Below are 17,561 nucleotides of genomic sequence, written 5' to 3'. Positions count from 1 at the left end.
TTTTTATGGACCTACGGTTTGGTGAACTACATGTCATCGGTTGAAACGGAAAACATGATTGTCGGCCTCGACATCGGCACCTCGAAAGTGGTGGCTATCGTCGGCAAACGCAAAATGGACGGCAGCATTGAGGTGGTGGGCATTGGCTCGCACCCTTCCCGAGGACTGAAACGCGGTGTTGTGGTGAATATCGAAACCACAGTGCAGGCCATTCAGAGAGCGGTCGAGGAAGCCGAGCTGATGGCGGGCTGTCGGATTCACTCGGTTTATGCGGGCATTGCCGGCAGCCACATTAAAAGCCTGAACTCACACGGCATCGTAGCGATACGTGACCGGGAAGTGACCCAGGCGGACATTGACCGGGTGATTGACGCCGCCCAGGCGGTCGCTATTCCGGCAGACCAGAAGGTGTTGCACATACTGCCGCAGGAGTTTGTGATCGATAACCAGGAGGGTATCAAGGAGCCCATGGGGATGTCCGGGGTGCGGCTTGAGGCCAAGGTCCACCTGGTTACCTGCGCAGTCAATGCTGCCCAGAACATAGAAAAGTGTGTGCGTCGATGTGGCCTGGAAGTCGATGACATCATTCTGGAGCAGCTTGCATCGAGCTATGCAGTGTTAACAGAAGATGAGAAAGAGTTGGGTGTTTGCGTGGTGGATATCGGCGGCGGTACCACTGATATCGCGGTCTTCACTGGCGGTGCTATTCGGCATACATCGGTGATACCGATAGCCGGTGACCAGGTCACCAATGACATCGCAATGGCCTTACGTACTCCAACCCAGAACGCTGAAGAGATCAAGATCAAATATGCCTGTGCGCTGACTCAGCTTGCGGGTGCGGACGAAACCATCAAAGTGCCCAGCGTGGGGGAGCGAGCTCCCAGAGATCTCTCCCGGCAGGCGCTGGCTGAAGTGGTAGAGCCTCGCTATGAAGAGTTGTTTACGCTCGTTCAATCAGAACTTCGTCGCTCCGGCTTTGAGGATCTGATACCGGCGGGTGTCGTGATTACGGGCGGTTCATCCACCATGGAAGGTGTGGTGGAACTGGCCGAGGAAATCTTCCATATGCCGGTTCGGCTTGCGTCACCGCAAGCAGTTTCCGGTATGACGGAGGTCGTCAACAACCCGATTTACTCAACGGGTGTCGGATTGTTGATTTATGGGTTCCGCCAGATGGATCTTGGTCGTGGCCCGGTGCTCAGAGGAGAAGGTGCGCCTTCATTCCTTGAGCGCATGAAGAACTGGTTTACCGGTCATTTCTGAGGGTAAATCAGGCAGTAAACGATCGGGTAACCGGTCGGAATAAACGAAGGTCTCTCGAAAAATAATCGGCCTGGAAAATGCCGACAACTGCACGAAGGAGTAGGGGAATGTTTGAACTAGTCGATAATGTACAGCAAAACGCTGTGATAAAAGTCATTGGTGTAGGCGGTGGTGGCGGCAACGCAGTACGCCACATGCTTAACAGTGACATCGAAGGTGTGGATTTTATCTGCGCCAATACCGATGCCCAGGCATTGACCGACATGGGTGCCAAACATGTTATCCAGCTTGGTGGAAACATCACGAAAGGCTTGGGTGCGGGCGCCAACCCTGAAGTGGGTCGGCAATCAGCCATGGAAGACCGGGACCGCATTGCAGACGTTCTGAAAGGTGCCGATATGGTCTTTATCACTGCCGGTATGGGCGGTGGTACAGGAACGGGTGCAGCGCCTGTGGTAGCCGAGGTTGCTCGTGAAATGGGCATTCTGACGGTTGCTGTGGTGACGAAGCCGTTTAACTTTGAAGGTGGCAAGCGGATGAAGGTCGCTGACGCTGGTCTGAAAGACCTGGAAGACAGCGTTGACTCTCTTATCACCATTCCTAATGAAAAATTACTATCGGTGATGGGCAAAAAAACCAGTTTGCTTGATGCCTTTGCCGAAGCGAATAATGTGCTGCTCGGTGCGGTTCAGGGTATTGCGGACCTGATCACGCGTAACGGTATGATCAACGTCGACTTCGCCGACGTAAAAACGGTTATGTCGGAGATGGGCATGGCCATGATGGGTACTGCCCGTGCAACCGGTGAAAACCGTGCTCGTGAGGCGGCAGAAGCTGCCATTCGCAGCCCGCTGCTGGAAGATATCGACTTGCAGGGTGCCAAGGGTATTCTCGTCAACATCACAGCTGGCATGGACCTCAATCTGGGTGAGTTTTCAGAAGTTGGGGACATTGTTCGCGAGTTTGCTTCGGACTCTGCAACAGTCGTCGTTGGCACGGTAATTGACCCGGAAATGACCGATGAAATCAAGGTTACAGTGGTTGCGACTGGCCTGGGCGGAAGTAAAGAAAAGCCGACCAAGGTTGTTGATAACACGCGCTCACTGGACGGTAAAACGGATTATAAGCAGTTAGATCGACCTGCGGTATTGCGCCGCCGTGCAGTCGCTCACGGTAATACTGCTCTTGATCAGCGAAACGACAACGAAGAGCAAGGTGTGGATTATCTCGATATTCCCGCATTCCTTCGTCGCCAGGCTGACTGATAAGCTAAAAAAAGGGCGTATTAAAACCTCCCGGGAGTTCTTGGTACCAGGGAGTGTATGAATGAGGGGTGCGGACTGGAAGCCTGTTCGGCGTGTCTGAATTGGCTACATGGCAATCAGTCGCATTTTTTGATAAGATCCGGCCAGAATTGTGCCTGGATATTATCTTACTTTGGTTACGGATTTATGAACTGATGATCAGACAACGGACGCTTAAAAACACCATCCGTGCGACCGGAATCGGTTTGCACTCGGGTGAAAAGGTCTACCTGACGCTCAAACCGGCCCCGATTGACGCCGGAATCGTGTTCAGACGTACCGATCTGGACCCTGTGGTTGAGATCAAGGCATGCGCCGAAAATGTCGGTGAGACCATGCTTTCGACGACCCTGGTAAAAGATTCTGTACGTGTGGCAACCGTTGAGCATCTCCTATCGGCCATGGCCGGGCTTGGAATTGACAATTGCTATGTTGAGCTTAGTGCTGCGGAAGTACCCATTATGGACGGTAGTGCGGGGCCATTCGTGTTCCTGCTTCAGTCTGCGGGTATCGCCGAGCAGAACAAAGCCAAGCGTTTCATTCGTATCAAGCGTGAAGTGACGCTCGAAGAAGGTGACAAGAAGGCGACGTTCTTGCCGTTTGAGGGTTTTAAAGTCAGCTTTGGCATCGACTTTGACCATCCTGTCTTCAAAGGGCGTGCGCAAACAGCGACCGTCGACTTCTCGAGCACTTCGTTCGTTAAAGAAGTAAGCCGCGCTCGTACCTTTGGCTTCATGCGCGACATCGAGAAGTTACGCGCGATGAACCTGGCGCTGGGCGGGAGCGTTGATAACGCGATTGTTGTGGATGATTATAAAATCCTCAACGAGGATGGCCTTCGATACGAAGACGAGTTCGTCAAGCACAAAGTGCTGGATGCAATCGGTGATCTTTACCTGTTGGGCAACAGCCTGATTGGGGAGTTCCGAGGCATAAAATCTGGCCACGACCTGAATAATAAACTGCTCAGGAAGTTAAGGGCAGAAGAGGATGCCTGGGAAGTAGTCACGTTTGATGACGAAGCTATGGCACCTATCTCTTATGTAAAACCAGTGCTGGCAGTTCAGGGCTAAAGCGGGAAGCTTAATCCTGAGCGTGGCTTGCGAGTTTTTCGAGAACCTCGCGTAAGTTTTTGTCCTTCGTGTGCCCGGCTTCTTCTTGGAGAAGCCGGGCATTTTCATTACTGAGCAGTTCTCTGGCGGGCAGTGTCCGGTCGCTGTATCGAGCCGGGATAACCTTGACCTGAAAGCGCCAAACGTAACAAAACATCTCTTTCTCACGAAGTTTCTCCATAATCTCGTGCTGCCTGAGCCTCAGTTGACTTGCAATGGAGGCTGATTCGGCACTGACGGTAACATCGCCTTCGTGACTGCTGATAAATCTGACGCCCGACCTGAGTGTCGCCGGGATCGCGTCCAACACTTGCTCTTCAGCGCTCTGATGCAGCTCCGCTTTGGCCAGCAGATTGCGAAGGGCAGATGCACGACCGGTGTTGTCGGCAAGAAGCTCCAGAATTGATTTTTTTTTCATGTGCGGGCTAACCACTCGGCGAATCAGATTACTATTAGTTACACTTCGGCACGGTTTATCTGCGATGCCTGTATTACACTTTTGATTACACACTCGTAAATTGCGTTGGAGCCGATGTCCAAGGCTAATGATCTGATGTCATTACCACTTTTCGATTGAAGCTCCGTTTATTCTGCCCATGATTGAGTTGTCGGAATTTTCTTCCGCAATCAGGCGAAGGATGTCCCCGGCAGGCCGATAAGTTTACAGCAAGCGCTCGGCGGCAGGACGACGGTGCAGCTTCTGTATGAGTATAGACAAACCTATGAATATCATCCTTGTTAGTAAGGGGCACGGCAAGTCCCGTGTGCTTTCGATCAATGTACCCATTACGCTCGGGCTGACCATTCTGGCGCTGTCGTTCATTCTAGGCTCCGCATGGCTGGGTTACGCTTTGGCAGATCAGCAGCGCCTTTCTGAGAGAGAGGGCATTTCGTCCCCGGTGGTCGAGCAGTGGCGATCACGATTGCAAGCCCAAAGGGATGAGCTGAGTCGGGTCGAACGACGTACGCTCCAACAAGTCGATGCGCTCACCCTACGCCTCGGTGAAATGCAGGGTCGACTGTTGCGGTTGGACGCCCTCGGTCAGCGATTTGTTGAATCCGGCCTGATAGGTAGCGAAGAATTCAATTTTGATCAGCCCGCCGCTGTAGGTGGGCCGGAAGACTCCTTCGAAGGCGAATCGTTCTCTACGCCGGAGCTGAGTATGATGATCGAGCGACTGGAGTCACGGATCGCTGACCGGGAGCAGCAGTTGCGGTTACTGGACAATCTCATGTCCCGGAAAAAAATAGAGGATGAGCGATTTGTGGCGGGCCGTCCGATAACCTGGGGCTGGTTATCATCGCGTTATGGCTATCGGTCTGACCCGTTTACCGGTCGTCGTACCTGGCACGCGGGTGTCGATCTCGCTGGTAAGGAAGGTAGCGATATTATTGCGGTAGCTGCTGGTGTGGTCACATATTCCAATGACCGGCATGGGTATGGGAATCTGGTTGAGATTGACCATGGCGACGGGTTGATCACCCGTTACGCTCACGCCAAAGAGCTGAAAGTGGAAGTTGGCGACGTGGTTCAGAAGGGGCAAGTGGTTGCGCTGATGGGCAGCACGGGCCGATCGACGGGGCCCCATGTTCATTTTGAAGTCCTGAGAAATGGCAAAAGCCAGAACCCCGAAGACTACATTCAGCGCGCCAGCCGATAACATCGTTCGGCCGTCTTTCGCGCCCCGGTATCGACACTGTGGGCCTCTGCCTTTCGCCCTTTGATTAAATAAGGTTAGAATGCCGTCTTCACCGGCGCGGGTGAATGGCAGACCTGAGTAACTACCGGTCCGCTCCCCGGCCGAGACTGTCCGCTCGTCGTTAATGACGATGCGACTACCGATAACCAAAGAAGTAGTAGTCTATGTTCACGAAGCTTGTAACCAAGATGTTCGGCAGTAAAAATGCGCGCGAAATTAAGCGGATGCGTAAAGTTGTTGCGCGAATCAATGAGCTCGAGGAAACCTTTAGCGGATTGTCGGACTCTGAGCTGCAAGGCAAGACTGCTGAATTTCGCCGTCGTCTGGACGAAGGCGAGACGTTGGACCAGGTATTGCCAGAGGCCTTTGCGACCGTTCGCGAGGCCAGTCGTCGTGCCATGGGGATGAGACACTTCGATGTACAGTTGATCGGTGGCATTACCCTGCACGAAGGTCATATTTCCGAAATGAAAACCGGTGAGGGTAAAACCCTGGTGGCTACCGCGTCGGTTTATCTGAATGCGTTGACGGGTAAGGGCGTTCACGTCGTAACGGTAAACGATTACCTGGCCCGGCGTGATTCCGAATGGATGGGCAAGCTGTACCGGTTCCTGGGGATGCAGGTTGGCGTAGTAGTGGCTGGCCAGTCGACTCAGGAGAAGCGCGACGCTTACGGCGCAGACGTCACTTATGGCACCAATAATGAGTTCGGTTTTGACTATCTCCGTGACAATATGGCGTTTAGTACTGCGGAAAAAGTCCAGCGCGGACTGAACTACGCCATAGTAGACGAAGTTGACTCGATTCTGATTGACGAAGCTCGAACGCCATTGATTATTTCCGGTGCCGCCGAAGACAGCTCCAAACTTTATCGGGAAATCAACGCTCTGGTGCCAAGCCTTGAGAAAGGCGAGGTGCCGGAAGAAGGCGACCCCACCGGCGACTTCTCTATCGATGAGAAAACACGACAGGTTGACCTGACAGAATCGGGCCATGAGAAAGTCGAAGAGCTGCTCTCACAACGTGGCTTGCTGAAGGAAGGCGAGAATTTGTATTCCGCTACCAACCTCAGCCTCTTGCATCATGTGCATTCTGCTTTGCGTGCTCACCACCTGTTCCAGAAAGACGTGGACTATATCGTTCAGGGCGACCAGGTCGTCATCGTTGATGAGCATACCGGGCGCTCAATGCCTGGTCGTCGCTGGAGTGAGGGGTTGCATCAGGCGATCGAAGCGAAGGAAGGTGTGAATATCCAGGCGGAAAGCCAGACATTGGCGTCGACCACCTTTCAGAACTATTTCCGCTTATATAACAAGCTAGCTGGTATGACCGGTACTGCGGACACCGAAGCATTCGAATTCCGCCAGATCTATGGGCTGGACGTGGTGGTGATTCCACCGAATAAGACTATCCAGCGCATCGACTACAACGATCTTATCTATCTGACCCAGGAAGAAAAATTCCACGCAATCATTGACGAAGTCAAGGATGCGACGGCCGAAGGGCGGCCGATTCTGGTGGGTACCGCTTCTATTGAAGCGTCGGAACTGTTGTCGATGTTGCTGAAGAAAGCCAAGATCGAGCACAAAATTCTCAACGCAAAACAACACGAGAGTGAGGCTCAGATCATCGCCCAGGCTGGCCGCCCCGGCGCAGTGACCATTGCCACCAACATGGCGGGTCGCGGTACCGACATCGTACTTGGCGGCAACTGGGAATTTGAAGTTGCCGGGCTGGAAAGCCCTACCGAAGAAGACATAGCCAAAATAAAGGCGGCTTGGACGGAGCGGCATACCCGGGTGCTGGATGCAGGTGGGCTGCATATAATCGGTACCGAACGGCACGAATCTCGCCGGATTGACAACCAGCTTCGCGGCCGCGCAGGGCGCCAGGGTGACCCCGGCTCCTCCCGTTTCTTCCTGTCTCTTGAAGACAACCTGATGCGAATCTTCGCCCCCGACAGGGTCAAGAACATCATGCAGGCGATGGGGATGAAAAAAGGCGAGGCTATTGAACACCGGATGGTGACCAATGCCATCGAAAAATCCCAACGCAAAGTTGAAGGCCGTAACTTCGACATGCGTAAAACCCTGCTGGAGTACGATGACGTTGCGAATGATCAACGTACCGTTATCTATGAGCAGCGCAATGAAGTGATGTCCTCGCAGGATATTTCCGAGATCGTTCAGTCGATCCGTGAAGATGTGGTAGATGCGCTGATTACCGAGTTTATTCCTCCCCAGAGTATTTCCGAACAGTGGGATGTGGCTGGCCTGGAAGCTCAACTGCAATCGGAAATGGCCATCACGCTACCCATTCAGCAATGGCTGGATGAAGATTCCAAGTTATTTGAGGAAAATCTCAGGCAGCGCATTCTCGAGGAGATTGTGGCTGACTATAAGACCAAGGAAGAAGTTGTCGGGACAGAACCCATGCGCAACTTCGAAAAGCAGGTATTTTTGCAGGTTATGGATACCCTGTGGAAAGAGCACCTGTCTAATATGGACCACTTACGCCGCGGCATTCATCTGCGGGGCTACGCCCAGAAGAACCCAAAGCAGGAATACAAGCGCGAAGCCTTCAACCTGTTTGAATCCATGCTGGATACCATGAAGCGGGATGTTATTCGGGTGCTGTGCCATGTCAAAGTTCAAACCCGGGAAGAAATGGAAGAGGTTGAAAAGCGCCGTAAAGAAGAGCTGGATCGGCAGTTATCGGCAGCGCGTATGCGTCATGATGAGACCAGTGCTACCTCCCAGCAGCAAGGCGAGGGCGATATCGCTGAGAGCAACCCGGGAAATGTTGCGGACACGTTTGTCCGGCAGGAGCCGAAGGTGGGGCGCAACGAACCTTGTCCCTGTGGATCGGGCAAAAAGTACAAGCAGTGTTGCGGTAAAGTCAGTTAATCAGCGCCGATAATACGATGAAATGACAGCCCGCATCCTGACGCTCAGGTTGCGGGTTTTTGCTTCCGGCAGGGTCGGAAATGTGGGAATACAAAGGAGATAAACCGTGGCGGTAGGATTAGGACCATTACCTGAATTTTTTCCTGTGCGGGGCGTCAGGGTGGGCATTGCCAGTGCCGGTATCAAAAAGCCCGGGCGCAAAGATATTGTCGTTTTTGAGCTGGCGGAGGGCAGTCAGGTCGCGGGCATATTTACCCGTAATCAGTTTTGTGCCGCTCCGGTTACCGTCACACGTCGGCATCTTTCAGAGGCTGCTCCACGCTACCTGCTGATCAATACGGGTAATGCCAACGCGGGGACTGGTCGAAAGGGCGTAGTGGACGCAGAGCAATGCTGCAGTGCACTTGCCGCAATGGCGGGCGTTAGCGAGGCCGCTGTGCTGCCCTTTTCCACTGGCGTGATCGGAGAGTCGCTGCCGGTCGTCAAAATCACCGGGGCATTATCGGCAGCACTTGAAGGGCTTGGCGAGGAGCGCTGGGGCGAGGCCGCTGAAGGGATCATGACCACTGATACCCTGCCCAAGGGAGTTTCCCGACAGGTTGTGCTGGGTGGTGAAACGGTAACGATTTCCGGCATCAGTAAAGGGGCTGGCATGATACGCCCGAACATGGCAACCATGCTGGGTTTCATCGCGACAGATGCGAAAGTTGAGTCGACTTTGCTGCAAACTCTGGTCTCTGAGCTAGGGGAAGCATCGTTCAATCGCATCACCATTGACGGCGATACCTCCACCAACGATGCCTGTATCCTGATGGCAACCGGCCAGTCGGATGCCCCGGAAATAGGCCCTGATAGTCCGTTTCTGGCTGATTTTCGGGCCGCTCTGGAGGATGTTTTCATGACTCTCGCCCACGCCATTGTGCGGGACGGAGAGGGTGCCACCAAATTCGTGACGATCAATGTCAGCGGCGCCGAAACGCAGCAGGAAGCGCTTGACGTGGCCTATACGGTAGCCCACTCACCGCTGGTGAAGACGGCACTGTTTGCCTCTGATCCTAACTGGGGACGCATTCTCGCGGCGGTCGGCCGGGCTGGCGTTCCTGATCTGGATATCGACGCAATTGAAATTCATCTCGATGACGTGTGTCTGGTCCGTCACGGCGGACGGGCCGAGGATTACAGTGAAGCTCGGGGTAAGGCAGTGATGAGCCAGCAGGAAATCACTATTTACATCGATCTCAAGCGAGGCGATGTTCATGAACGAGTGTGGACTTGTGATTTCTCCCACGATTACGTGACTATTAATGCTGACTACCGGACCTGAATTCTCGCAATGGGTACATGTGGCGGTCGCCGTAATTCGACGGCAGAACCGGGTACTGGTTGCCCGCCGGCCAGATTATGTCCATCAGGGCGGATTGCTCGAGTTCCCGGGCGGCAAGGTAGAAGCGGGGGAGTCTGTACAGCGTGCTCTGATCCGCGAAATCGCGGAGGAAACCGGGCTCGAAGTGCCTGAGTATTCATTGAAACCGCTGATCGGTATAGGGCATGACTACGGGGACAAACGCGTTTTCCTGGATGTTTGGAGCACTGAGTGCGTCATAGGTGAGCCTGAGGGCCGCGAAGGCCAGGAGGTGAACTGGCGGACCGTCGAAGGCTTGCTTGATGAGGATTTTCCGGCTGGCAATCGACCCATTATCCGTGCTTTGAAGCTGCCTGATCGATATTGCATCAGTGGAGCTTTTGATGACATTTCCGCAGGCCTGGAGCGACTCGAGCGCCAACTGCGTGCCCATCGTCCGGCGATGGTCCTGTTGCGAGCCCCCTGGCTTACCGGGAACGATTATGCAGAGCTCGCACGAGGGGCCTCGCGCCTGTGCCAGCGCTTTAGTGCACCGTTGCTGCTACATGGTCGCGTCGATTTGCTGGACGAGGTGTCGGCGGCGGGCATTCATGTGACGTGGGAGCAGGCCCGGAGCCTTTCCCGGCGTCCAGTACCTGGACATAGGTGGTTCGCGGTGTCGTGCCATAGCGAGTACGAGATCGCCCAAGCGAGTCAGTTGGAGGCGGACTTTATTACGCTTGGTCCGGTCATGCCTACCCTGTCCCATCCTGGGGCAGCCACCTTGGGATGGCTGCGTTTCCAGGAACTCGTGAAGGCGGCCAATGTGCCGGTTTTCGCATTGGGTGGGATGGTGGATCATGACCTTGAAACAGCACGAATCAGAGGGGCGCAAGGCATCGCAGGCATCGGAAACTGGTGGTGACCCGGGTTTCTGTTATGCTGGGGCAAACACCATGATCCGGAGGCTCTGTGAGCAAACTGACCCACTTGGATGACAAAGGTGCCGCCCGCATGGTGGACGTCACCGCCAAAGCGGAAACCGAGCGAGAAGCACGGGCCGAGGCCCGCATTACAATGGCACCGGAAACTTTGGCAATGATCGTTGATGGTGAGCACCCCAAAGGCGACGTGCTTGCCGTAGCCCGGATTGCCGGGATTATGGCGGCCAAGAAAACCCATGATCTCATTCCTCTTTGTCACGTCCTTAATCTCACATCGGTCAAGATCGAACTCAGTCCGGAACTGGAGCCAGCGGCCGTTCGCATTGAAGCCCGCTGCAAATTGTCGGGTCAGACCGGTGTCGAGATGGAAGCGCTGACAGCGGCCAGTATTGCGGCCCTGACGCTCTATGATATGTGTAAAGCGGTGGACCGGGGTATGGTTATCGAAACGGTCCGGCTACTTGAAAAAACGGGTGGTCGCAGCGGCCACTGGCAGGCGGTGTGATATGAATAGTTCTTCCCCTTTGATCGATAATTTCGGAAGGCACGTTACCTACGTGAGAATCTCGGTGACTGACCGGTGTGACTTTCGCTGTGTTTATTGCATGTCGGAAGAGATGGTTTTCCTGCCCAAATCGCAAGTTTTGTCATTGGAAGAAATTGAAGTGCTGGCCCGCAACCTGGTCGCCTGCGGCGTAACCAAGATACGGCTGACCGGTGGCGAGCCCCTGGTGAGACCAGGGGTGGTGGAGCTGGCGAAAAACCTCAGTGCTTTGCCCGGGCTTCGGGAGCTCTGCATGACGACTAACGGTAGTCGTTTGCAGGATTTGGCTGAGCCATTGAAAGCCGCTGGCGTGGATCGTCTTAACGTCAGTCTGGACAGCCTGGATGAAGAGCGTTTTCACGAGCTCACCCGCACAGGGAGGCTTGGCAAGGTTCTGGCGGGAATCGAAGCCGCCCAGCGCGCAGGCTTTGATCACACCAAAATCAACGCGGTCGTTTTGAAAGGCCGCAATGATCATGAAGTGCTGCCGCTGGTTGACTATGCTCTGGGCCAGGGGCTCGATCTGAGCTTCATTGAAGAAATGCCATTGGGCGTCATTACCGAGCACGACCGTGCCAGTGCCTTTTTCTCCAGCGATGACATACGGGAGGTGATTCGGTCCCGCTACGCGCTTGAATCAGTGGCCGACGATACCGGCGGACCATCACGCTATTATCAGATCCCCGGTCACGCCAGCCGCATAGGGTTCATCTCCCCGCACAGCCATAATTTCTGCGGTGATTGCAATCGGGTGCGGGTTACCACCGAAGGCCGGTTGTTATTGTGTCTCGGTAATGAGCACTCACTCGATTTAAGAGAGATTCTCAGAAATGGTTCGTCTGATCAGGTTTCTGTAGACGCCAGAGTGCAAGAAGCCTTGCATGACGCAATGTTAATCAAGCCAGAAAAACATCATTTTGACCTTGACGATGAGCCCCAGATACTCCGTTTCATGAGTGCGACAGGCGGTTAGGGGCGAGACAATGCCCTGGGGCGGAGTGTGGTGTGAAGCAGGCGGCCAGTCAGTCGTTATCGGATTTCAGGAAAAAGCGAGCTGAATGCGTCTTGCCTTCGTAATTCACTCTTATATAAAGCCCGGCCAGGACGGCATGATCTTGCTACGCCCAGTAGCCCTGTTCTGCTAAAATGCGCCGCTTACAAATTCAAGACGAGGTATTTTCGTGGTGGTTCGTTACGTCGACACTTGCCGACTACCGACGCCGTTTGGCGTTTTTGACATGCACGGGTTTGAAGAGCCTGACACTGGTAAGGAGCACATTGCGCTTACGCTGGGTGCGCTCGACAGCGATGAACCCATGCTCGCCCGGACCCACTCTGAGTGCCTGACCGGAGACGCTCTTTACAGCATGCGCTGTGATTGCGGCTATCAGTTGGAGGAGGCTCTCCGCAGCATCGCCCGGGAAGGCCGGGGATTGCTGATGTATCTGCGACAGGAAGGGCGGGGCATCGGGCTATTGAATAAAATTCGCGCCTATAACCTGCAGGACCAAGGGGCGGATACGGTGGAAGCTAACGAGCGTCTCGGTTTTGCAGCTGATCTCCGCGACTACACTATGTGTCGTGACATGTTGGACCATCTGGGTATCAAGAGCCTCAGGCTGATGACAAACAATCCCCGCAAGGTGGACGCGTTGACGGCGCTGGGTATCGAAATCGTCGAGCGGGTTCCGCTACACGTAGGGCGGAACCCCCATAACGAGCATTATCTCGACACCAAGCAAAGCAAGTTAGGGCACTGGATGGAAACCCATCAGGACGACGATATCGCCATGTGAGCGGGGCCTGAGCCCTGCTTCTGCCTGATCAGCTCTAGCCTCTGTTCTATCGACGACCGTATCCCTTCCCCATCAAGACCACACTCTGCCAACAGTTCGGCATGTTTGCCATGGTCGACAAAACGGTCCGGCAGACCAAGCTGAAGTACGGGCATAACAATACCTTCGGCGTTCAGATATTCAACCACAGCGCTACCTGCGCCCCCGGCTATGGCATTCTCCTCCAGTGTAACCAACACTTCATGGCTTTCAGCCAATTGGCGGATCAGAGCTTCGTCAAGTGGTTTCACAAATCGCATATCTGCAACGGTTGCTCCCAGGGCGTTAGCCGCTTCCATGGCGGGCCCCAGTAAAGTCCCGAAATTGAGAATGGCGACTCCGCCCCCGTCCCGAACCCGGCGGCCCTGACCAATAGGTAAGGGGGTCAGCGCCTGCTGGATAGTGGCACCGGGGCCGGTTCCTCGGGGATAGCGCACCGCGGCAGGGCCATCGAACGCCAGCCCGGTCTGAAGCAGTTGCCTGACCTCGTTCTCGTCCGAGGGTGCCATAATAATGAGGTTAGGGACGCAGCGGAGGTAGCTGAGATCGAATGCGCCTGCGTGGGTTGGGCCGTCTTCCCCGACCAGACCAGCGCGATCAATGGCAAAAAGTACGTCCAGATTCTGGATTGCCACGTCGTGAATCAGTTGATCATAGGCACGCTGCAGGAACGTCGAATAAATTGCCACGACCGGCTTGGCTCCATCGCAGGCCATCCCGGCAGCAAGGGTGACAGCGTGTTGTTCAGCGATGGCCACGTCAAAATAGCGATCCGGAAAACGCTGACTGAAGGTGACCAGGTCAGAGCCTTCACACATCGCCGGTGTAATACCTACCACACGCTCATCCTGCTCGGCTATATCGCATAACCATTGGCCGAAAACGTTGGCATACTTCGGTCGTTTGGGGACGCTGGCGACAGGCGCAGGTGTTTCAGCCGGAATTGGCTCGATCTTATTAATCGCGTGATAGCCAATAGGATCAGCCTCTGCAAGGTCAAATCCTTTGCCTTTTTTAGTTACTACATGCAGAAACTGAGGCCCGTCCAGCTCCCGGATGTTTTCCAGAGTTTCCACCAACAGCGGAAGATCATGACCGTCGATAGGTCCGATATAGTTAAAGCCCAGCTCTTCGAATAAGGTGCCGGGGGAAATCATGCCCTTGAAGTGCTCTTCCGTTTTCCTGGCCAGCGCCATCAGATTGGGAGTCGCCTGAAGTACGCGTTTGCTGCTGTCACGGACCTGGTTATAGGTACGGCTGGCGAGAAGCTTGGCAAAATAATTCGATAGGCCACCGACATTGTGAGAAATGGACATGTCGTTATCGTTGAGAATAACCAGCAGATCGGCGCGAATATGGCCTGCATGGTTGAGCGCCTCAAATGCCATGCCTGCGGTCATCGCCCCGTCACCGATGACGGCAATACTTTTACGGGGTATATGTTGCATACGGGCCGCTATGGCCATGCCCAGAGCAGCGCTGATTGAGGTACTTGAGTGCCCGACGCCAAAAGTATCGAAGGGGCTCTCAGCGCGTTTTGGAAAGCCTGCGAGACCGGACTTTTTCCGTATGGACGACATAAACTTGCGACGTCCAGTCAGAATCTTGTGGGGATAGGCCTGATGCCCGACGTCCCAAACCAGGCGGTCTTCAGGTGTGTTGAAAACATAATGCAGCGCTACGGTCAGTTCCAGTACGCCCAGCCCGGCACCAAAATGTCCGCCGGTCTGGCCCACGGACCACAGCAAAAATGAGCGCAATTCTCTCGCCAGTTGCGACAGCTGATCGTCCTGTAACAGGCGAAGCTGGTCTGGCGTCTCTATCCGGTCGAGCAAAGGCGTGTTGGGCTGCTGCGCCGGGATTTCCTTGAATAAATAGGTGTCCTGCATCCGCTCGCGTCTTTTCCAGAAAATTCGGCTGTATGGTGACAGCTCATATTATAGGGGACTAAAGGGGGTAGTTTCACATCTAAAGACCCCCGAAAGCTCAATGATTACGCGCTACCACGAATCCTGCCATAGCTCTGAGGGACTCTGCTCGGCTGCCGAACGGCGTCAGGCTCTCCAGAGCAGCGTCCAGCAGCTGGGACAAATGTATACGGGCACCCTCAGCGCCCAATAAGGCCGGGTAAGTCGGCTTGGCTCGTGCGACATCCGACCCTTTGGGTTTACCCATCACCTGAGTGTCCCCCTCAATATCCAGCAAATCATCCTGAACCTGGAACGCCAACCCCAAGGCGCGCGCATAAGTGGTCAGATGGTGTAGCGTCGTGTCTTCGATACTGGCGTCTGTGAGCGCTCCGATACGTACGCTGGCCTCGATCAGCGACCCGGTTTTCAGACGGTGCATGGTTTCCAGCTCGGCCAGGGTGAGAGTCTGGCCCACAGCATCGAGATCAATGGCCTGCCCGCCTACCATACCCTGGTGGCCGCTCGCGGTCGCAAGTTCACGTATCATGCGCAACCTGATCTGGGCGCTCAGTTCAGGTGCCAGGGAAAGCCATTCAAAAGCCAGGCTCTGAAGGGCGTCACCCGCGAGAATGGCGGTGGCCTCGTCAAAGGCAATATGGGTGGTTGGCCTGCCCCGGCGTAACTCATCATTGTCCATCGCTGGCAAATCGTCGTGAACCAGGGAATAAGCGTGGATCAGTTCGATGGCACATGCGGGTACCCGCGCCAGTTGGGCAGTCTGACCAACCACCAGGGCCGCTCCAATACACAACGCCGGACGTATGCGCTTGCCGCCCCCGAGTACACTGTAAAACATGGCTTTCTGCAGCGCTTCTGGGGTGTTATCGCCGTGATCAAGACGTCGCTGGAGTTCGGCATCCACTTCTGCTCGGCAGCGGTCAATAAAGCTGGCATCGGGTGTTAATGTGAGCATCAGGCCGTGGCATCCGGGTTGAAAGGCCGTGTCTCCAGTTCACCGTCATCACGCTGAACCAACTGCTCGACCCGCTGTTCGGCGGATCTAAGCGCCTGCTGACATTCGCGGGTCAGTTTCACTCCTCGCTCAAAGGCGGACAGTGACTGTTCCAGCGACAGTTCACCCTGTTCCAGGTCCCGGACCAGGGCTTCCAGCTCATTGAGTGACTTTTCAAAGTCTGAGATCGAGCTTACGCTTGTCTGCTCGGCCATGGTGATGGACCTCCGATGGTTGCACGGTTTGGGCGGAAGTATAACAGAGGCCGTAGCTTAAAAAGACTGCCTTGCGTCGATTCAGCTATCCTGTAAATGAGCAGTTTGTAACACTATCGAGGCGATGCCAACACATACCAGGAGTCTGCCATGTGGGATGGTAAAGACCGACGACAGTTCTACCGGGTGAGTGATAGGGTGGCGATGCGATATACCCGGTTGCGGGACGAGGCAGCGGTCTCATCTGAGCAGGCGAGGTTGTCGCTCCATAACCGACTGTCCGCGCTCGACCGGGAACTGGCCCATGAGCTGGCGGCTCTGGCAGAGCAATGTCCCCGGACCCATCACGTGGCGACCCTGATAAACGAAAAGCTTGCCATGGTGATGGCCGCGCTCGGTCTGAAGGAATATCCCGACGATACGACTTTGCAACCGCTGGAGGTCAACATCAGTGCCAGTGGGCTGGCGTTCGATGTAGATGAGTGGGTTAAGGCCGGTGAGCGCCTCCGGATTGACCTGTTGTTCTTCCCGGAGGCGGAGCATTTCAGCGCTATTGTGAAGGTGCTCAGTTCCGATACCATCGCTGGCGGCTATCGTTTACGAACTGATTTCGAGCGGCTCCCGGAAAATGATCAGGAACGCCTGATTCGTCATATCCTCAGTGTCCAGTCCCGAACTATTCGCCAGCTTCGTTATCCACCCGCCACTTGAATTGAAGCCGCCCATCATCGCGACCTTCCGGACCCCAGGACTGCTCAGTCACCATCACCTGACCCATTACATCGACCGTGGCAATAGTGGTTGCTCGGGTGCCATAGTCGCGGCCGCTGATAAATGGCGAGGACAGCATGCGCTCCAGTTCGATACTCACGCCGGTTGCTGGCAGGCACTGATCCGGTGCTGGTTGAGTATCCTGCATTTGACCGATCAGCACATCGTGTAACTGACCGGTATGATGACAATCGCTCTGTGCCAGTGTTTGCCCCATCGAGTCCCGTAATTTGAGCAGTTTCGGCCATGGGCTTTGCAGTAAATGGTTGCTCACTCCGTACAGTCCGGGTAGAAGCTTCCGCCGAATAGCGCTGTCCCGGTTGCTGTAGTACTCCCCGCCCCTGGTAGTGAGACTGATGAGATTAAAGCCTGCGTAGTCATCGCCTGCTTGCTGCAAGTGTTGTTCGATATCGGATGGGGTTTCTGTGGCTGCCAGCAATGGTAAGGCGCCCCGTGAAACGTTCCGGGGCTTTGCTCCACCTTCGCGTACATTGGTAACCGCGCTGACATGGCCATCTTGGGTCACCGCAAGCCAGGTACCGCCGGAAGCCAGGTCCCTCCCGGCCAGGACGCCGGGTTCGTCCCACCAGTGCATAGCTGCCGTAGCCCGCGGGTGAAACTCATCCCTGTTTGCTGTCACCACCAGTGGAAATTGGGGGTGAAAACCCACGGAGAACACGATCAAACACATAATCACGAC

At 54.9% G+C, this 17,561-nt stretch carries 16 protein-coding genes; 11 read left to right on the top strand and 5 right to left on the bottom strand.

The window, feature by feature from the left end; translation table 11 throughout:
* The first annotated feature begins 30 nt into the window (after positions 1-30).
* The 3 genes from ftsA (at position 31) to lpxC (ending at position 3,643) form a co-directional block, all read left to right on the top strand.
* Complete coding sequence (gene ftsA, locus WEB64_RS12330) at positions 31-1,266, top strand: cell division protein FtsA (protein ID WP_368058174.1); 1,236 nt, start codon at positions 31-33, stop codon at positions 1,264-1,266.
* A gap of 107 nt (positions 1,267-1,373) precedes the next feature.
* A complete protein-coding gene (gene ftsZ, locus WEB64_RS12325; RefSeq protein WP_368058176.1) occupies positions 1,374-2,531 on the top strand; it encodes a cell division protein FtsZ in 1,158 nt (385 codons plus the stop codon).
* 194 nt (positions 2,532-2,725) lie between these two features.
* Entirely contained in the window at positions 2,726-3,643 is a 918-nt protein-coding gene (lpxC, locus tag WEB64_RS12320) for a UDP-3-O-acyl-N-acetylglucosamine deacetylase (RefSeq protein WP_368058178.1), read from the top strand.
* Between the two features lie 10 nt (positions 3,644-3,653).
* Here lpxC and WEB64_RS12315 read toward each other — a convergent pair whose 3' ends face one another.
* Positions 3,654-4,100 (bottom strand): DciA family protein, encoded by a 447-nt coding sequence (locus tag WEB64_RS12315; protein WP_368058180.1) that lies wholly within the window; start codon positions 4,098-4,100, stop codon positions 3,654-3,656.
* 304 nt (positions 4,101-4,404) lie between these two features.
* On the opposite strand from WEB64_RS12315, the gene WEB64_RS12310 reads away from it, so the two are divergent.
* The 7 genes from WEB64_RS12310 (at position 4,405) to ribA (ending at position 12,914) form a co-directional block, all read left to right on the top strand.
* On the top strand, positions 4,405-5,343 hold the full coding sequence (locus WEB64_RS12310; protein WP_368065644.1) for a M23 family metallopeptidase: 939 nt from the start codon (positions 4,405-4,407) through the stop codon (positions 5,341-5,343).
* 203 nt (positions 5,344-5,546) lie between these two features.
* Positions 5,547-8,288 (top strand): preprotein translocase subunit SecA, encoded by a 2,742-nt coding sequence (gene secA / locus WEB64_RS12305; protein WP_368058185.1) that lies wholly within the window; start codon positions 5,547-5,549, stop codon positions 8,286-8,288.
* Positions 8,289-8,394: 106 nt separating this feature from the next.
* Positions 8,395-9,612: a bifunctional glutamate N-acetyltransferase/amino-acid acetyltransferase ArgJ gene (argJ, locus tag WEB64_RS12300; protein ID WP_368058187.1), complete on the top strand. Its 1,218-nt coding sequence runs from the start codon at positions 8,395-8,397 to the stop codon at positions 9,610-9,612.
* Positions 9,593-10,555 (top strand): Nudix family hydrolase, encoded by a 963-nt coding sequence (locus WEB64_RS12295; RefSeq protein WP_368058189.1) that lies wholly within the window; start codon positions 9,593-9,595, stop codon positions 10,553-10,555. The genes argJ and WEB64_RS12295 overlap by 20 nt, the downstream gene beginning before the upstream one ends.
* Positions 10,556-10,602: 47 nt before the next feature.
* Positions 10,603-11,079 (top strand): cyclic pyranopterin monophosphate synthase MoaC, encoded by a 477-nt coding sequence (gene moaC, locus WEB64_RS12290; RefSeq protein ID WP_368058191.1) that lies wholly within the window; start codon positions 10,603-10,605, stop codon positions 11,077-11,079.
* 1 nt (position 11,080) lies between these two features.
* The gene (gene moaA, locus WEB64_RS12285) at positions 11,081-12,091 is read left to right on the top strand and encodes a GTP 3',8-cyclase MoaA (protein ID WP_368058193.1); all 1,011 of its coding nucleotides are present in this window, start codon (positions 11,081-11,083) and stop codon (positions 12,089-12,091) included.
* 208 nt (positions 12,092-12,299) lie between these two features.
* Complete coding sequence (gene ribA / locus WEB64_RS12280) at positions 12,300-12,914, top strand: GTP cyclohydrolase II (RefSeq protein ID WP_368058195.1); 615 nt, start codon at positions 12,300-12,302, stop codon at positions 12,912-12,914.
* Here the strand turns inward: ribA and dxs are convergent.
* The 3 genes from dxs to WEB64_RS12265 all read right to left on the bottom strand — a co-directional run bounded on the left by dxs (position 12,890) and on the right by WEB64_RS12265 (position 16,090).
* A complete protein-coding gene (dxs, locus tag WEB64_RS12275; protein WP_368058197.1) occupies positions 12,890-14,842 on the bottom strand; it encodes a 1-deoxy-D-xylulose-5-phosphate synthase in 1,953 nt (650 codons plus the stop codon). The two genes, ribA and dxs, sit on opposite strands and share 25 nt — an antisense overlap.
* 97 nt (positions 14,843-14,939) lie before the next feature.
* A complete protein-coding gene (locus tag WEB64_RS12270) occupies positions 14,940-15,836 on the bottom strand; it encodes a polyprenyl synthetase family protein (protein ID WP_368058199.1) in 897 nt (298 codons plus the stop codon).
* A complete protein-coding gene (locus tag WEB64_RS12265) occupies positions 15,836-16,090 on the bottom strand; it encodes an exodeoxyribonuclease VII small subunit (RefSeq protein ID WP_368058201.1) in 255 nt (84 codons plus the stop codon). The genes WEB64_RS12270 and WEB64_RS12265 overlap by 1 nt, the downstream gene beginning before the upstream one ends.
* Positions 16,091-16,240: 150 nt before the next feature.
* On the opposite strand from WEB64_RS12265, the gene WEB64_RS12260 reads away from it, so the two are divergent.
* Positions 16,241-16,801: a PilZ domain-containing protein gene (locus tag WEB64_RS12260; protein ID WP_368058203.1), complete on the top strand. Its 561-nt coding sequence runs from the start codon at positions 16,241-16,243 to the stop codon at positions 16,799-16,801.
* On the opposite strand, the gene WEB64_RS12255 is transcribed toward WEB64_RS12260, so the two are convergent.
* Positions 16,767-17,552: an NRDE family protein gene (locus WEB64_RS12255; RefSeq protein ID WP_368058205.1), complete on the bottom strand. Its 786-nt coding sequence runs from the start codon at positions 17,550-17,552 to the stop codon at positions 16,767-16,769. The genes WEB64_RS12260 and WEB64_RS12255 overlap by 35 nt on opposite strands.
* Between the last annotated feature and the right edge of the window lie 9 nt (positions 17,553-17,561).

This window comes from Marinobacter sp. (assembly GCF_040882185.1).
In the GTDB taxonomy this organism is placed as follows: Bacteria; Pseudomonadota; Gammaproteobacteria; order Pseudomonadales; family Oleiphilaceae; genus Marinobacter.
This window is presented reverse-complemented; position numbering and strand designations above follow the sequence as displayed.

What these genes read in the sequence shown, in the direction of transcription:
- ftsA (WP_368058174.1), top strand. Translation starts at nt 31, where the DNA reads ATGTCATCGGTTGAAACGGAAAACATGATTGTCGGCCTCGACATCGGC.
- ftsZ (WP_368058176.1), top strand. Translation starts at nt 1,374, where the DNA reads ATGTTTGAACTAGTCGATAATGTACAGCAAAACGCTGTGATAAAAGTC.
- lpxC (WP_368058178.1), top strand. Translation starts at nt 2,726, where the DNA reads ATGATCAGACAACGGACGCTTAAAAACACCATCCGTGCGACCGGAATC.
- WEB64_RS12315 (WP_368058180.1), bottom strand. Translation starts at nt 4,100, where the DNA reads ATGAAAAAAAAATCAATTCTGGAGCTTCTTGCCGACAACACCGGTCGT.
- WEB64_RS12310 (WP_368065644.1), top strand. Translation starts at nt 4,405, where the DNA reads ATGAATATCATCCTTGTTAGTAAGGGGCACGGCAAGTCCCGTGTGCTT.
- secA (WP_368058185.1), top strand. Translation starts at nt 5,547, where the DNA reads ATGTTCACGAAGCTTGTAACCAAGATGTTCGGCAGTAAAAATGCGCGC.
- WEB64_RS12295 (WP_368058189.1), top strand. Translation starts at nt 9,593, where the DNA reads ATGCTGACTACCGGACCTGAATTCTCGCAATGGGTACATGTGGCGGTC.
- moaA (WP_368058193.1), top strand. Translation starts at nt 11,081, where the DNA reads ATGAATAGTTCTTCCCCTTTGATCGATAATTTCGGAAGGCACGTTACC.
- dxs (WP_368058197.1), bottom strand. Translation starts at nt 14,842, where the DNA reads ATGCAGGACACCTATTTATTCAAGGAAATCCCGGCGCAGCAGCCCAAC.
- WEB64_RS12270 (WP_368058199.1), bottom strand. Translation starts at nt 15,836, where the DNA reads ATGCTCACATTAACACCCGATGCCAGCTTTATTGACCGCTGCCGAGCA.
- WEB64_RS12265 (WP_368058201.1), bottom strand. Translation starts at nt 16,090, where the DNA reads ATGGCCGAGCAGACAAGCGTAAGCTCGATCTCAGACTTTGAAAAGTCA.
- WEB64_RS12260 (WP_368058203.1), top strand. Translation starts at nt 16,241, where the DNA reads ATGTGGGATGGTAAAGACCGACGACAGTTCTACCGGGTGAGTGATAGG.
- WEB64_RS12255 (WP_368058205.1), bottom strand. Translation starts at nt 17,552, where the DNA reads ATGTGTTTGATCGTGTTCTCCGTGGGTTTTCACCCCCAATTTCCACTG.